The 16070-nt window shown below is 46.3% G+C and carries 15 protein-coding genes and 1 tRNA gene; 7 read left to right on the top strand and 9 right to left on the bottom strand.

Annotated features, from left to right (window positions below; genetic code table 11):
• Positions 1-96: 96 nt before the first annotated feature.
• The gene (locus tag RIH33_RS20200; RefSeq protein WP_406651895.1) at positions 97-1488 is read left to right on the top strand and encodes a DUF4403 family protein; all 1392 of its coding nucleotides are present in this window, start codon (positions 97-99) and stop codon (positions 1486-1488) included.
• 8 nt (positions 1489-1496) lie between these two features.
• On the opposite strand, the gene RIH33_RS20195 is transcribed toward RIH33_RS20200, so the two are convergent.
• Positions 1497-2243 (bottom strand): hypothetical protein, encoded by a 747-nt coding sequence (locus RIH33_RS20195; protein ID WP_406651894.1) that lies wholly within the window; start codon positions 2241-2243, stop codon positions 1497-1499.
• A 120-nt stretch (positions 2244-2363) separates the two neighbouring features.
• Between RIH33_RS20195 and RIH33_RS20190 the strand changes: the two genes are divergently transcribed.
• On the top strand, positions 2364-2906 hold the full coding sequence (locus RIH33_RS20190; protein WP_406651893.1) for a hypothetical protein: 543 nt from the start codon (positions 2364-2366) through the stop codon (positions 2904-2906).
• A 4-nt stretch (positions 2907-2910) separates the two neighbouring features.
• Here the strand turns inward: RIH33_RS20190 and RIH33_RS20185 are convergent, their stop codons facing one another.
• Positions 2911-3678, bottom strand: a complete 768-nt coding sequence (locus RIH33_RS20185) for a TMEM175 family protein (protein WP_406651891.1) — start codon at positions 3676-3678, stop codon at positions 2911-2913.
• 167 nt (positions 3679-3845) lie between these two features.
• Between RIH33_RS20185 and RIH33_RS20180 the strand changes: the two genes are divergently transcribed.
• The 4 genes from RIH33_RS20180 to RIH33_RS20165 all read left to right on the top strand — a co-directional run bounded on the left by RIH33_RS20180 (position 3846) and on the right by RIH33_RS20165 (position 9041).
• Positions 3846-3920 (top strand) — tRNA-Pro (locus RIH33_RS20180).
• 406 nt (positions 3921-4326) lie between these two features.
• Positions 4327-5826: an SLC13 family permease gene (locus RIH33_RS20175; RefSeq protein ID WP_406651890.1), complete on the top strand. Its 1500-nt coding sequence runs from the start codon at positions 4327-4329 to the stop codon at positions 5824-5826.
• Between the two features lie 341 nt (positions 5827-6167).
• Entirely contained in the window at positions 6168-8765 is a 2598-nt protein-coding gene (locus RIH33_RS20170) for a WG repeat-containing protein (protein WP_406651888.1), read from the top strand.
• A gap of 21 nt (positions 8766-8786) precedes the next feature.
• Complete coding sequence (locus RIH33_RS20165; protein ID WP_159584072.1) at positions 8787-9041, top strand: hypothetical protein; 255 nt, start codon at positions 8787-8789, stop codon at positions 9039-9041.
• On the opposite strand, the gene coaE is transcribed toward RIH33_RS20165, so the two are convergent.
• The 7 genes from coaE to RIH33_RS20130 form a co-directional block, all read right to left on the bottom strand.
• Entirely contained in the window at positions 9018-9626 is a 609-nt protein-coding gene (gene coaE, locus RIH33_RS20160) for a dephospho-CoA kinase (RefSeq protein WP_406651887.1), read from the bottom strand. The two genes, RIH33_RS20165 and coaE, sit on opposite strands and share 24 nt — an antisense overlap.
• Complete coding sequence (locus RIH33_RS20155) at positions 9613-10542, bottom strand: hypothetical protein (RefSeq protein WP_406651885.1); 930 nt, start codon at positions 10540-10542, stop codon at positions 9613-9615. The genes coaE and RIH33_RS20155 overlap by 14 nt, the downstream gene beginning before the upstream one ends.
• A gap of 25 nt (positions 10543-10567) precedes the next feature.
• Entirely contained in the window at positions 10568-10876 is a 309-nt protein-coding gene (gene yajC, locus RIH33_RS20150) for a preprotein translocase subunit YajC (RefSeq protein WP_406651884.1), read from the bottom strand.
• Positions 10877-10892: 16 nt separating this feature from the next.
• Positions 10893-11423, bottom strand: coding sequence for a DUF1573 domain-containing protein (locus tag RIH33_RS20145; RefSeq protein WP_406651883.1), 531 nt, complete (start codon positions 11421-11423; stop codon positions 10893-10895).
• 138 nt (positions 11424-11561) lie between these two features.
• On the bottom strand, positions 11562-11858 hold the full coding sequence (locus tag RIH33_RS20140) for a YtxH domain-containing protein (protein WP_406651882.1): 297 nt from the start codon (positions 11856-11858) through the stop codon (positions 11562-11564).
• Positions 11859-11870: 12 nt separating this feature from the next.
• Positions 11871-13040 (bottom strand): transcription antitermination factor NusB, encoded by a 1170-nt coding sequence (gene nusB, locus RIH33_RS20135; RefSeq protein ID WP_406651881.1) that lies wholly within the window; start codon positions 13038-13040, stop codon positions 11871-11873.
• 13 nt (positions 13041-13053) lie between these two features.
• A complete protein-coding gene (locus tag RIH33_RS20130) occupies positions 13054-14151 on the bottom strand; it encodes a Glu/Leu/Phe/Val dehydrogenase dimerization domain-containing protein (RefSeq protein WP_406651880.1) in 1098 nt (365 codons plus the stop codon).
• 122 nt (positions 14152-14273) lie between these two features.
• Between RIH33_RS20130 and RIH33_RS20125 the strand changes: the two genes are divergently transcribed.
• Positions 14274-16070: an ABC transporter ATP-binding protein gene (locus RIH33_RS20125; protein ID WP_406651878.1), complete on the top strand. Its 1797-nt coding sequence runs from the start codon at positions 14274-14276 to the stop codon at positions 16068-16070.

The raw sequence follows: 16070 nt of genomic DNA, 5'->3' as shown, positions 1-16070 counted from the left end.
AATTCGGATGAGGTATTAAGTTTAATTAGTGCTAAAAAGGGCGGAATTGTTGTGATTCATTTCCATTCTTTCTTTTTTCACTTTCAAAACCAAAGGATGATAAAAATTTGCCGTTACCTGGTGCTCTTAGGTGCACTGATGGCTTGTGACAGGACTGCTAAAAAGGAAAGTGAAGCGGCATTGCCACCTCTTCAGACGCTGCCCTCCTACCTGAGTTTCCGGGTCAACTTCCCAGTGGGTGAGTTGGAAGAAGGTGTCAATCGGGTGCTTCCTAAGCTCATTCTGGATGACGCCCTTCCATTAAAGGGAAAGGGTGACACCCTTTTTCTGAAGGTGGTACGCAAGGGGAAACTGAATCTCGCGATACGGAAGAATGAGGTATTTGCCTCTATCCCGCTGGATGTGGAAGCCGGGATTAGTAAGAAAGTACTGGGTGTAACTTTTTCTAATGCTGATGCGCCTGTAAAGTTTAGTGGGTTACTCAAGGCCTCGGCCATTGTGGACATAGATGAGAACTGGGAGATGAATGTCACCTGTGACTACAAGGGATTTGATCTGGGAGAGAGCTCTAAAGTTTCCATCATGGGGATGACTTTTAATGTGGAGGGAACCATCGACAAAGCCCTGGAGGAGCACGAGGATCAGCTGTCTGATATTATTTGTGGGGCGCTGAACAAAGCGGTAGACTTCAGGAGTACTGTAGAAAAGGTATGGATGGATTTGCAAAAGCCCCAAAGAATTGCCAGGCAGCCTCAGGAGCTATGGCTATACTCTACTCCTGTTGCGCTCAATGGAACGTTGGTGCCCCTGGACAGAGACACGTTATCAGTGCATGTGGAGTACCGCACCAAAATCAACATCTCGCCTATCAAACAGGCAGTGGCGGTAAAAGTACCGCTGACCAGCAGGGGGGAGCCACTTAATACCCGGGCAGCATTGCTGGTCTATCCTGAGATCAATTTACCGTATGATCTGCTCTCTCAAACACTGAAGCGGGAGCTGGCCCTACATGAGTTTACTTATGAGACGTATAAAGTGCGTGTTACAGATGCTGAAATGGGACGTGAAGGCCAGCAATTGAAAGTAAAATTGACCACCACCGGTGATCTTAATGGGATTGTGTATGCGACGGGCCGTCCGGTGCTGAACGCGGACCGTGAGCTGGTGCTCGAGGGATTTGCTTATGAAATAGACGCTGATGATGATTGGGTGGCCATGACGGACTGGGCAGTGCATGAGTTTGCCGAGCGTTATGTGGCGGAGCAGGTGAGAATGGACATGCAGCCTTTTCTGGAGAACCTGGACGAACTCATCATGGACGGACTGGCCAAATCGCAGCTGGCAGAGAAGCTGGACCTGCAGATTGGTTTTGATGAGGTGGCTTCCTACCAGCTACGTCTTACGGAAGATGCCATTCAATGGATTTTTTATCTGGAGGGATGGTCGCAGCTGAATCTCAAAAAAGGGCTATTCAAAAACAGGGATTAAGGATTACGTTATAGTTTATCCAGGCAATTGATGGCCACCGGCACGATCGCACCTTCCGGCAGACTTTGGCAGGTGGCATCCGAGGAGGAGTCATACTGAAATCCAAACAAGAGCGTAATCGCAATGGAATAGGTCCCGGACTCAGGTTTTCTGATTTCAACGTTCGTGCTGTTTTTCACGGGCTGAAACCACACCTTTTGGTGTGTGAGAAATGTGTCTGCCAGAAGCATCCACTGGTTGTCCCAGATTCCCTCACCGCATGAGGTACCTAACAGTGAAACGATTTGGGTGCATTCATTTCCTTGCGGAAGGAGTGCCAGGTATGGGTCAATCCGAATGGTCTTTAGGCTTTTGGCATTGATAACTGCCACAGTTGTTTCTTCCAGGGCTACAGAGTTGATCAATGCTGTATGGATATCGATGTTGATAGTATCTCTCACTGTGGCTTCACAGCTGTCTCCGTTCGAATTGTGAAAAAGGAAGAGTGTCACGTTATTGCCCGTGGTGTTGCCGTTCCACCAGGTATAAAAATGGTGCTCATTACAACCTCCGGTGTACTCCACGATTACCTTCCAGGTATTTTTAGACGGAGTAATGCCTACGATTCGGTATGGATCATTTGGGAAATCCCCAATGTCATGATCCGGACCCAGATAGTTGATGTCATTATCTGTGATTTTGTCTGTGGTATCCAGATTGCTTTCCAGACAGCTCCAAAACATCACACTCAGCAGCAAAAGAAGAATAGGTTTCATTGTTTGTGTTTGCTCAATAGACACGCTATTTCGTTAGACAGTTTAAACCCCGCACAATTAATTGATCAGACGGATGTTGTTATAATAGGAACAATATGCACTTGAATAGGTTGCTTTGATATGAAAAAGAAAGAAAAAATAAGCTCAATAATCGTTTTTTTGCTCGTTTCTACGGTGTTTTTTGGGTGTGAAAAACTGGACTTCACTCAATTTACCATGGATTACACTTCAGAGTTCACCTACAGTGGGGGATTAGGCACTGCAATTCCTTTTACCGCCCGTACTCCGGAGATTTCATCCAATTCTGCTTCTACTTTCTCAGCTAACAATACGAGAAAGGATAAAGTGGAGGAAGTGAACTTACAGTCCATGAAACTGGAGATAAAGACCCCTGCGGATGCGAACTTTGATTTTTTGAATGAGGTGACCATTTCCATCAATGCAGACGGGCTCAGTGAAAAGGTCATTGCTACGAAAACCAACATTCCTGAAGATGGCCTTACCTCGATCGAAATGGACGTGGAAGGATCGGTAAACCTTAAGGAGTATGTGACCAGCGATCAGTTTACATTTAAAACCACCACCAAAACAGATAAAACGATCAGCAATGATATCACGGTCTCTATCAAAAGCGTCTTTTTTGTAGATGCCAAGATCTTGTAATCTGTTAGTCAGATTTGAGGTTGAGCCTTGTAAGCAGTTGATTTCGCCTTTTTTTGGATATTCTCTCGTGGATGATCATCACTGGCGGATAAAGCATGTAAATGAACCCGGATACTGCAAAGTTATGCATCCCGAATAGGCCGGACAGAGCAACAAGCGTAGACAGCAACGGAATCATACCCATAAGCACGTTGGTCTGGAGGGCGGTTTTGGTCTCATGAATCTCATATTCATCCAGTTCCAGTTCGGTGCTTATTTTCAGTGCATGATGATACATGAGGCTGATGGTAAAGAAGATGAGTGCTCCACCCATCCCGTACAATACCATCAGTGTGCGGGTATCTTCCATTCTGATTACTGAAGTAAACAGATGTTGGAATATTTCTTTATCAGAGGTGAATAGGGCCACATAAATGTCGAAAAGCACCTTGAAGAGAAATTTGAGTGGGTAAACATAAATAAGGATCAGAAAGATCAGAAAGGTATTGAGCGTAATGATGCGTGAATCCTGAAGTCCATAGCGCAGGAAGAATAGATAGTGTTGGTACCAGATGACCATTACCAATATCACACAAAGGCCGAAAGGGATCACGTCGCGCATGGATAGCCAGAGTTCATCAAAAGTATTGGGGGCGGAAGTAGAGAGGACGATGAGGGTGATGCCCAGCGCAAAAGCAGCGTCCGTGAAGGCTTCCACCCGGGTTTGATTTTTCCCTCTGTATCGGAAATAAGGGTCCAGGCCTACTTCCTGATCTTTCATCAGTTTTCTCATGATGATTCAAAATAACCAAAATATTTGGTAATGATTAACAGGGTACTGCCACTTAATCATGGTGGTGACCTGGAGCGAAGGAGCGTAATTACAGATTTTCATTCAAATTTTGAAAGGAGGGATTCAAATGCGAGGAATAATTGTATAATTTTGGCCCTCCAAAAGATCGAGGTGTAGCGCAGCCCGGTTAGCGCACCACGTTAGGGACGTGGGGGTCGCTGGTTCGAATCCAGTCACCTCGACTTGCAAAGCCAACCTGTTTAGGTTGGCTTTTTTGCGTTTTGTGCTCTGGATGAGAACCAGCGGAGGGCGGTTCGAAATCGTAGCGTAGCGGAGATTCACGAGGGGATTGTGGGCATGGCTGTGTGTATGAGTAATCCAGTCACCTCGACTTGCAAAGCCAACCTGTTTAGGTTGACTTTTTGCGTTTTGTGCTCTGGATGAGAACCAGCTGGGGCGGTTCGAAATCGTAGCGCAGCAGAGATTCACGAGGGGATTGTGGGCATGGCTGTGTGTATGAGTAATCCAGTCACCTCGACATGCAAAGCCAACCTGTTTAGGTTGGCTTTTGTATATTGTGATCTTTGTTTTAAAGACCGTAGTGCCAAAAGGTCTGAATAAGTAACACAGTGTTTCTTAAGAGGAGAAATGAGAAAGTATAACAAGACTTTTGCTTTGCTTTTAGGTCCGCTTTCGTTCCTGATTATGGAGTTAGTGGGACCACCCCAATCCATGAACCTGGAGGCCTATCATGTCCTCGCGTCTACTGTATGGATAGCGATTTGGTGGGTGATGGAAGCGGTCCCCATTGCTGTGACGGCCCTGCTGCCAATATTGCTCTTCCCTCTGACCGGAGCACTGGATATTGGAAGTACCACTGAGTCGTTCGGGCATAAGTATATCTTCCTATACATGGGAGGCTTTATTTTGGCCATTGCCATAGAAAAATGGGGCCTTCATAAGCGCATTGCCCTGAATATTATTCGCATAATAGGTTCCAATGTTTCCAACATCATCCTTGGGTTTATGGTAGCCACGGCTTTCCTCTCCATGTGGATCTCCAATACGGCTACCTCAGTGATGATGCTTCCTATCGGTACAGCCATAGTTTCGCAGTTCAAGAAAAACACCAACGGATCTGCTCATGACGGAAATGCCCTGGGCAAAGCGCTGATGCTCGGTATTGCCTATAGTGCGTCGATTGGTGGCATAGCTACGCTGATTGGAACACCTCCTAACCTGGTACTGGCGGGCATTTTGGAAGAAATCTATAATGTCAAACTGGGTTTCTTTGACTGGATGATGTTTGGTCTGCCGACTTCCGCAGTGCTCACGGTGATTTGCTGGAGGTATCTTACCAAATATGCCTTTCGGTTTGATGAAATCGAGTTTCCCGGAGGCAGGGACGAAATCCGTGACATGATTCGTGCATTGGGCAAAGTCAGCTTTGAAGAGAAGGCGGTGTTGGTGGTGTTTATGTGTACTGCTTTTGCGTGGATCTTCAGATCCCTGCTGCAAAAAGTGATTCCGGGGCTGGATGATACCATCATAGCCATGACTTCAGCGGTGGTTCTTTTCGTAATCCCCGATAAAACACGGTCAAGAAAACTGATCAAGTGGAAAGAAGCTGTGAAACTACCCTGGGGTATCATTTTGCTCTTTGGTGGTGGAATGGCCCTGGCCAAAGGGTTCACTAGCACCGGTCTGGCTGAGTGGATTGCCAACCAAATGACCAGAATGGATGGACTTACATTGATTGTCCTCATTTTGGTGCTCGTAACTATTGTCAATTTTCTGACAGAGATCACTTCCAATCTGGCCACCACGGCCATGCTTTTGCCAGTGCTTGCTCCGATGGCCCTGTCTTTCAATTTGCATCCATTTATGATTATGGTGCCTGTAACCCTGGCCGCTTCGTGTGCTTTTATGCTTCCAGTGGCCACACCCCCCAATGCGGTGGTCTTCGGGTCTGGCTACTTGCGAATACCGGATATGATCAGAGCCGGATTCTGGATGAACCTTATTTCCATCATGTTGATTACGATAGCCACCTATTACGCGCTTCCATACTTATGGGATATAAATCCCAATCTTTTCCCGGAAACATTTAGGGAATTTCAAAGCTTAGATGACTTGATCCATGACTAGGGTAGCAGGCTCCGGGACCAGTTGAATATCGAATGAATAGGCGAGCAAAAAAAAGGGGGCAAGTAAACTTGCCCCCAGTTTAAGATCGATCCATAACTGGTTGGAATCGAATCTTAGGATCTGACTTTCGTCAGATCAATCACCGCCTAAAATTTACTCGCCTTTGCGAATTAATTAGGTAAATGTATTAAAAGCACTTAAAAAGCAACAGGGCAAATGAATAAACGGAGCAAATTACGTTTAAACGGGAATATTCTTTGACTCAATAAACAGGGACTCCTTTTTTTGATGTGCGTCGTGAATATTTGTTATTATTTTGCGCAACTGGCAGGATAGAAAAGATGGCGAAGAAGTTTTTCATAATTGTTTTATTAACGGCTCATTTAGGTACTTCCCTGTGGGCCGGCCCCCTGGAGAAACTCCAAAAACTGATGGAAAAGGGAGACTACGAAAAGGCCGAAAAAGTGGCCCGTAAATCCCTGGAGAAGGAGATTGTGAATCCGGGAGCGAGGTACTATATGTCACTCCTCTTTTTAGAAGACCGGTATCAGATCTACCAGGTAGATTCAGCTTATACCTATATCACTACGGCATTGTCTGATCTGGCCATGGCGTCTGAGGAGAGCCGGGGTGAACTCAGGGAGGCAGGGCTGGATTCCTCCAGACTAGTAGCCCAAAAACAGCGGGTAGAATTGGCTGCTTTTTCCAGGACGGAGGAGGAAATGTCCGTCTCGGGGTTTGAGCAGTATCTGGTAAAATTTCAGGAAGCTGTGAAGAAAGGTCGGGCCATTTTTATGCGTGACAGTCTGGCTTTCGGACAAGCCTCCCAGCAGGACACCTGGCAGGCTTATGAGCGATTTTTTGAGGATTACCCCCAATCTACTTTTGTGTCGGATGCTCGTAGCCGGTATCAGTCGTTGATTTTTAAGGATTACACCAAAGATGACCGGCTGGAAAGCTATATTAAGTTTTTGGAGGATCATCCGGATACCCCTTTTCGGAAAATGGCAGAGGAAATCATTTTTGAGCGCCGCACCATTCTGAACCGGTGGTCGGACTACACCTGGTTCATTCAGAGATACCCGGCATCACATTTGAGAAAAAAAGCGGCTGACATGCTGTATTACCTCGGTGCCCGTGACTCCCTTCACCTGATCGCGAGGTTGCACCCCCTGCCTGATTCATTACAAAGCATTGCTCAGCTGCGGGATAAACTTCTCCTGCCATTTCTGGAAGCCAATAGGTTTGGACTAATGGACCTGAAGGGAGTTCCGATTATTGCGCCTTCCTACTCGGAGATTTCAGAAGATTACATCTGCGGGGGTATCACCAGTGACTGGCTGCAGGTGCAGGCGGATGGGAGGAGTGCTGTGGTCAATCGGTTGGGGCAGGTCATTGTTTCAGGTGTGGAGGATATAAAAGAGATCAGTGAAGCTGTCAGGATAGTGTATCGCGATGGTCAGGGCTTCCTGTACCATAGTTCAGGTCATCAAATTTCAGGATTGACCGTGGATGATGCTTTGATCCTATCCAATGGATGGATTGCTTTTAAGCATAATTATGAATGGGGGCTATTGACGCCAGGTGGATATCTGCTGGCTAAGCCTGCTTATACTTCTATTACTTCCCTTGGGTCATTCATCATGTTTGAATCTGATGGCCTTTTTGCAGTTTCAAATGCCAGCGAGGTAGCGAATGGGTTCTCCTCCGGATTATCATTTCAGTATGATGACTATGAAATGATTGGTGACAGTCTGGTGCAGGTGTTCTGGGAAGATCAGGAGGGTTTGATAGGCAAGAATCTGGAGGTATTGGTGCCCCTGTCCGCTCACCACATCTATTTTGATGGCTCGTTTTGGTACGTGAAAGATTCAGAAGGGTATTACCTTTTGGATGAGTTTCACAAAAGGAAGGCGCCGGTATTTACTGAGATTGAAATAAACGACGGGTGGTTGGCTTTCAGAAATCCGGATGCCTGGATGCTACTCTCCCGACTGGGTCAGGAATCAGTGGATTTGCTCACGGGCCTCGATTCGGTAAAGCTCCTATCCCGGGAAGCCGCCTATGTCAAAAGAGGTGATCAGAATCAACTCTTGTTTCAGAATGGTTTGACAAGGACATTGAGTTCAGGCGAAGGAATCAGGGTTATCGGGTCGCAGGAGGGTGAATCAAAGGCGAGCTATCTGCTGCTGAGTCAGGCCAAAAAACAATTGGTTATAGGAGCTTCGGGAGAGGTGATAATGGAGACTCAGCTGGATGAAGTGGCTCTTCTGACAGACTCCTTGTTTCGAGTGAAAAAAGGGAAGAAAATAGGCCTCATGAATGCCAAAGGCAAGGAAGTTTTACCTTTCAAATATGAAGTGATTGATGAGAAGAGCGGGTTGGTTTTTCTATTACAGGATGGAAAGATCGGATGCCTGGACCTACGCAATGGGGTGCTCCTGCCCTCGGAGTACGAGGCAAGAATCCAGACCTTTGGTCCATACTATGAAGTAAAAAAAGCGGGTAAAGTGGGCCTGGTGAATGGCGCGAATAAATGGATGCTTCCTGTAGAATTCGATCAACTTTTGAAATGGAATGACACTACCTGCTGGGTGCGGTCAGGGCCCATGTGGTCACTCAGGACTTTTCAAAATGAAGTAGTGTTGGATGCGGTCCGGTCGGTGCGTCCGTGGTTTACTGTGGACGGCCAGTCTTTGGCCATTGTGGTGGGAGAAGACGGCCATGGGCTGATGAGTGACACCAGGGGGATTTTGCTCCCCATGCAGTACAACGATATTTTAAATCTGGGAACAGAGGAGACACCTTTGTTTTTTGCCGAGCAACACCTCAAAACGGCAGCTTTTTTCGTGGTGACATATTTTAACCTGGCCGGAGAGCCCATCCGGTCTCAGGCTTTCCGCCCCGAAGAATATGACCGGATTTACTGTGATCAGTAAATTCTTTAGTAACTTAAATGCATGACCAAAAATCGTTTTCTCGGACTTTCATTCCCGGAAAGGGCTAAGTGGCTGTACTTCAATGGGCAGTTGATTACTTCCATCAGGTATTATCGGCACAAAATCAATTTGTACCTGCTTGACAGGGTCTATGTGGAGGTATTTTACAACAACAGCGAAGACCGTGTGGACCGGATAGAGCCCCTGGATGTGAGATCCAAGCGGATGAATTTTTATGCTGACCAGATCAAATTACCCAGAGATCTTACTCAGTAATTGCTCATGGATTTTCATCACCTGGGGAATGACCGCCATGGTTTCATCATTGGTGATGACGTATTGAGAAAGTGCCACTTTTCTCTCTTCTGGCCATTGGGAGGCCATCATTTTTTTTACATCCTGCTCGGTTCTGTGAGCATCCCTTTGTAACACACGCCGCATTCTCAATGCCTCATTGGCAGTAACCGTGATGATGGCACTTAGCGCATGGTAGGAGCCTGCTTCGAACAGTAGTGCTGCTTCTTTCAGGACATAAGGGCTGGTTTGCCTGTGCGCCCACCAGTCAAAATCTTTGGCTACGGCCGGGTGCACAAGGGCATTGAGCCGGGTAAGCAGGGACTCATCAGAAAATGCAAGTTTGGCGATGTGCGTTCTATTGATTTGGTGGCTTTGGTAAGCTTCGGGACCGAACAGAGACACAATACCTGATATAAGTTCCTGCTCATGATTCATAAGCCATTTGGCACGACTATCGGCATCATATACGGGGATACCTAGCGTTTTGAACACACGGGCTACCGTACTTTTTCCTGCTCCTATCCCTCCGGTGATGCCAATCAGGCTTGGCCTACTTCCGGGCATGGGTCACTTTTATGTGTTCGGGGATCACATCTATATCCATGGCTTCCTCAGGCTGGTAAACCAGTATGGCCAGCACAGTAGAGTCGCTCCTATCCAGCATGCTGAGGTCAGCCGTGACCGCAAAATCGCGTGTACTGTAGTCCTCTTCTTTTGATTGCTGAATGGTGTAAAAAATTTGCACAAAATCTGTAGACAAAACGACAGAAGAGTCTTCCGGGAAATTTTCCTTCTCGATAGGAATCTGAATACTTCGTCGCTCGAATTTGTCAACCTGAAACTGAATTCTAACCTGATCCGGAATGCTGGACGTAAGTCTGCCGCCATTTATTTTCACATCAATCTCCCGATTAAAATTACTGCTGATTCCACGGCTTTCTATTCTCATCTGATGGGAGGTGGCCAGGGTATCATAGAAACTCTGTGGCCCCACCACAATGACACTGTCCGGCACAAAGGTGATGGGTGAAGTAATCCGATGATTTTCTGCCAGATCAATACTCAGGGAGTCGATAAAGAGCGCAACTTTTTTCTGACGTTTTCTTTCGATGTTGATATAGATCGTATCAGTGGCCAGGTAGTTGATTTTCAGCTCATCCAGCTGATCGGACACAATCGGCATCAGTGAATTTCGGGTGTAAAACCCTATTTCCGTAGGGTTTTCCAGTACAATCTGAATGGGAGTGACGTTGAACCAAAAGGTTTTCCGAAGGAGATTCCAGCCTCCGCTGGAGACATCTATGGACAACGTAGTGGGAAGCGGCTGCATGATTACTACACTATCCCTGTCAAACTGAAACTCGATAGGGTAGCTGATTCTTGCATCGTAATCTTTATTCAGGGCATTAAAAAACCAAAAGGTAGTCGCTCCAATGATTGAGAGCAGGACTACCTTCCAGTTGTTGAATGCCTTTAACACTTATTGGTATACTTTATATACTTGTTTATTGTGCCAATCTTTTGCTGGCATCGAGAGAAATGGATGACTTTTCAATGGTCAGCTTGCTGCCTTTATCCACGTCCAGGGTTACTGTGGTATCTTCCACAGAAACAATCTTCCCGTGAATTCCACCTACTGTGATCACCTGATCTCCCTTTTTAACAGCCTCTATAAACTTCTTCTGGTCCTTTTGCTTTTTCTGCTGAGGTCTGATGAAGAAAAAATAGAAAATGGCTATCATGCCCGCCAGCATGATAAATTGCGTATAATTGGTTCCTCCAGCATCTACCTGGAGCAAAAGTGCTTTTATCATTTCAGTTTATTCGAGATTATGAGGGATTATCCTCTTTGGTTACGTTGGCTTTGATTTTCACCCTGTTGATTTTAGGATAGGTATTGGCCGTAATGGTAACCGTCTTGTTCTGGATACCTGGCTTGCCTTTACTGTTGAATCTTACCTGAATTTCGGCTTCCTCACCTACAGCGATTGGCTCCTTAGGCCAAACTGGCACGGTACAACCACAAGAAGCCGTGGCTGAAGAGATAATCAAAGGAGCGTCTCCGGTGTTTTTGAATTTGAACAGGTGTTCTACGATTTCGCCTTCCTTGATGGTACCAAAGTCATGGTCTTCTTCAGTGAATTCGATAGCCGGTAGTGGACCTTCTGGCTTTACCTCAGGCTCGGCAGCTTCTGGTGCTGGGTTGGCCGCCGGACGGATGGCTGGTGACCCTTTGGATTCCAACTCTGCAATTTTGCCTTCCAGCTTCGCAATTCTTGATTCTAATTCTTTATTGCCACAGCTCAGTGCTACTACGCCCAGTATGGCAACGAGTAAAATGTTAATGGTATGTCTTTTCATGATAATAAAACTTAGTTTTTATTGCTAAAATCATTACAAACTTACTGAACAATAAGGATTTTCAGGCCCTAATAATTCCTAATGATTTGTTAACGATGACCCAGCCTAATGATCTGAGCCATGTTTTTAGCGACTTGATTATTTGGTTTTGATTTGATCGATGAGTCCGTTGACGTCATCCAGAAGCTTTTCCGCTTTTACCTTGGCGTCCTTCACGATTTTCTCACCTTCAGACTTTGCTTCGTTTTCCACCATGTCTGCACCCTCTACCAGGTCTTCCACGATCTCCTCCAGCCTCTTCTTGTACTTGTCCAGGCGATAGGTAAGTTTATCCCTGGTATTGGTGCCTTTGTCCGGGGCAAAAAGAACCCCCAGAATACCTCCGGTGATGGCTCCTAAGATGAATGCAAAAAATGAATTTCCTCGACTGCTCATAATGTTTCGAATTTATTTGTTGTCGATAAGTCCACGACCACTTTTTCTTATAACGCCATCCGAAGTTAGTTCGTTTGCCAATACATCCAAAATGCCGTTCACAAATTGTTTGCTTTTTGGGGTGCTGTACAACTTGGATATTTCTATGAACTCGTTGATGGTCACTTTCACCGGAATGCTGTGAAACTGCATCATCTCAGTGAGCGCCATTTTCAGGATGATTCTATCCATCAGGGCCACTCTGGAGATGTCCCAGTTTTTCACTTTTTTCACAATCAGGTCATCCCATTCCTTGCTCTTCTTGAGGGTTTCATCAAAAAGCACTTCAAAGAATTCCATGTCGTCTTCTTTGTTGGTGATGACTTCTTTCATCTCGTAAGACGGGTCCAGGTCTTTTTCGTAATCCTGAAAGGTTTTTACCACCAGGCTTTTCAGTACCGACTTGTTTTCGGTCCAGTGGAGGTCGGATTCTGACAAAAACTCATTGATGGAATCATTTTTGAAAATGATTTTCTTGAAAAGATGCAGAATGGCTTCTTTATGCTCCTCATCCGTAGGCTGCTCATTGCTCTGGTATTCGATCAATACAGGATCCTTTTTCAGAATGTCCTTGTACCAGGTTCGGATCTGATCTGCATCCTCATCCCAGGAGAGTTTCAGGTCGATCAGTCCTTTGGTGAAAGGCTCATGTTTGGTGAGTGCATCGATGACAGGGTTTTGAATGAAATGCCACCGCCAGGCACTCTCTTTGTGGATGTGGGCTTTTTCCTTCTTATCCTTCTCGAGCTTTTCCTGATGAGCAAACTCCAGGGGGAGGGCCACCAGTTTGAAATAGAGCTTATGAATATCTGCAATGTCATTGACCATGACATTGCGGATATTTCGCTGTTCCTTCCTGAGCTCCGTGTGGTAAGCCTCTATGCTTCTTACGGCAGCATCTTTCACATCTTCCTCGGTTTCTTCAGCCACAGACCGGTGCTGAAGGTTCTCGATGAAAAGGCGCGCAGCTGTCTTTCGGCGAGCAGTAAACTTATCTGATTCGGCAAAGTCATCCTTGGCCGGGTCAGGGTAAAACTGACTTTCCAGTCTTTCCCTGACTACATCTTTCAGTGATTCCTGTGCCGTGAAATAACTGTAAAGTGCCTGCATGGCTTTGACACGAAGAATCCTACGATTAAGCATATATTGACTTATTTTAGTAAGCGAGCTTTACTTTCCCTACATCCTTGATGCGGTTGAGGGCTAGTTGCAAAGCTGCCTGATGTGTTGTTGTTTCGTTATTTTCAGCGTACTCGAGTACTTCCTGGCAAACTTCATAAATCCGCTCGGTCTGTTCATAGACTCGCTGGCGGTTGTAGTTCCCTTGTTGCTCGTAATATACGTTGGTTATCCCTCCCGAATTGATCAAGAAGTCGGGGGCGTAAATAATCCCTCTGTTTTTCAGCATCTCTGCGTGGTGATCTTCTTCGTCGAGTTGGTTATTGGCAGCTCCGGCTACTATGGCACATTTGAGCTGAGGGATTGTGATATCATTAAGTGTGGCACCCAGGGCACATGGCGCATAAATGTCCATGTCCATGGTATAGAGATCTTTTGGATCTACTACTGACACGTTAAATTTTTTGGTAACCGCAGCAAGTTTGTCTTCAAAAATATCGGAGACGTGTACGATGGCCTCTTCCTTGAGGAGGTGCTCAATCAGGTAAGTGCCCACATTGCCGGCACCTTGCACTACTATCTTTTTGCCCTTGAGGTTATCAGACCCGTAGGCCTTTTTGGCACTGGCTTTCATGCCTATGTACACGCCATATGCAGTCACAGGGCTGGGATCTCCAGACCCACCCATGCTCTCCGGTATACCGGTGACATACGGAGTCTCCATGCGGATATACTCCATGTCGCGGGCACTCATGTTCACATCTTCTGCGGTCCAGTATTTTCCATTCAGACTGTGTACAAACTTGCCAAACCGGCGCATGAGTGCCTCGGTTTTGATTTTCTTGGCGTCTCCGATGATCACGGCTTTTCCTCCCCCAATATTCAAACCGGCGATGGCGTTTTTGAAAGTCATGCCTCTCGAAAGCCTCAGGGCATCCTTAACGGCTTCTTCTTCGGACTGATAATTCCACATCCGCGTGCCGCCCATTGCCGGGCCGAGTACGGTATTGTGCACCGCTATGATGGCTTTGAGACCTAATACTTCATCGTGGCAAAACACAAGCTGCTCGTGTTCCATACGGGCCATTGTGTTGAAAATCTCACTGTTTTTTACTTGGGGCTGGGTATCTATCATTCTTGTTGTTTTAGCTACTTTTGCTGCCCCGACTAAAAAACGGGGCACCCGGAATTATGGGGCCTCAAAATTAGTTGTTTTTAAGTAAATAACCATTTGGTGTACTCACCGTTTTATTCCTAGTGAAAGACTTAGCTCATCTCAATAAATACTTCAGAAAATACAAATGGCATTTGATTCTTGGGACAATTTTCATCATTGTCTCCAACTTATTTGGCATTGTGCCTGCTGTAGTAGTCAGATATTCTTTTGATCTGCTTCAGCGCAGCTATGATATTTTTAAAGCCTTCAGTGGTTTTGAGCTCCAATCTGAGACTTATGACGTGTTTGCGTCCAGTATTTTTATACTTGGCCTGCTTATTTTGATCTCCGCGCTCCTCAAGGGAGTATTCATGTTTTTTATGCGTCAGACAATCATCGTGATGTCCAGACACATCGAGTATGACCTGAAAAATGAAATTTATGAGCATTATCAGTCATTGCCGCTGAGCTTTTACCGAAGAAACAATACGGGCGACCTGATGGCACGTATCTCAGAGGATGTGAGTAAGGTGAGAATGTATGTGGGCCCTGCCATCATGTACGGAATCAGTCTTTTCACGCTTTTTGCCATGGTTATTCCGTTTATGTTTTCGATCAATCCACGGCTTACACTCTATTCATTGATTCCGTTGCCACTTCTTTCACTGAGTATTTATTTCGTCAATAACATTATTGATAAGCGATCTGAAGAGATACAGAAGAGTTTGTCAGACCTTTCGACCTACGTGCAGGAAGCTTTTTCCGGAATCCGGGTGATTAAAGCCTTTGTCCGCGAGCGCGACATGGATCAGGAGTTTGATAAAGCAAGCGAAACCTACAAAGACAAATCTCTGAAGCTGGCCAACGTTCAGGCGCTGTTTTTCCCTTTGATCATGGGGTTAATTGGCCTGAGCGTGATCCTGACAGTGTACATCGGTTCAGTGGAAGTTTTCAATGGCTCAATCAGTACAGGGGTGATCGCAGAGTTTATCATCTATGTGAACATGCTCACCTGGCCGGTGGCCTCTTTGGGCTGGATCACAAGTATCATTCAGCGTGCTGCGGCTTCTCAGCGAAGGATCAATGAGTTTTTGGACACCAAGAGCGAGATTGTTTCCTCAGAGAACCTGTCGCGGGAAATCGAAGGACACATCCGGTTCGAGGATGTTTCTTTTGCCTATCCCGACTCAGGGATTACTGCGCTAAAGCATGTGTCTTTTGAGATCAGCCCGGGTCAGTCCCTGGCCATCATTGGCACCACAGGGTCCGGGAAAAGCACCATTGCCAACCTGATCTGTCGGATGTATGATGCCACTGAAGGTACATTGGCCATAGATGGGGAAGACATTCGCAAATACTCGCTGGACTCTGTGAGGAGTCAGATAGGGTATGTGCCGCAGGACGTCTTTCTGTTTTCGGATACCATTGCTGAAAACATTGCTTTTGGGGCGGACGCTATGGAAACAGCGGATGTCCACAAAGCTGCTGCTGATGCAGATTTGCTGGAAAACATTGACCGTTTCCCCAACGGTTTTGACACCAGAGTGGGTGAACGCGGGATTACACTCTCCGGAGGTCAGAAACAAAGGGTGTCTATTGCCAGGGCCATTGCCCGGGAACCGAAGATACTGATACTGGATGATGCACTTTCCGCTGTGGACACCAAAACGGAGAATGCCATTCTGAACGCCATGGCCAGAATCATGAAGGGTCGCACCTCTGTGATCATTTCTCACCGGGTGTCGTCTGCCAAGCTCGCTGATAAGGTAATCATGCTGGATGATGGGGTGGTACTGGAAAGCGGCACACATGAGGAACTTCTCGCGCGAGGAGGAGCTTATCGGGAGCTGCACGACAAGCAGCTGGTGAGTGAATCTGAGGAAAAGCTGGAGATCTGA

Source organism: Marinoscillum sp. (assembly GCF_040222955.1).
Lineage (GTDB): Bacteria > Bacteroidota > Bacteroidia > Cytophagales > Cyclobacteriaceae > Marinoscillum.
This window is presented reverse-complemented; position numbering and strand designations above follow the sequence as displayed.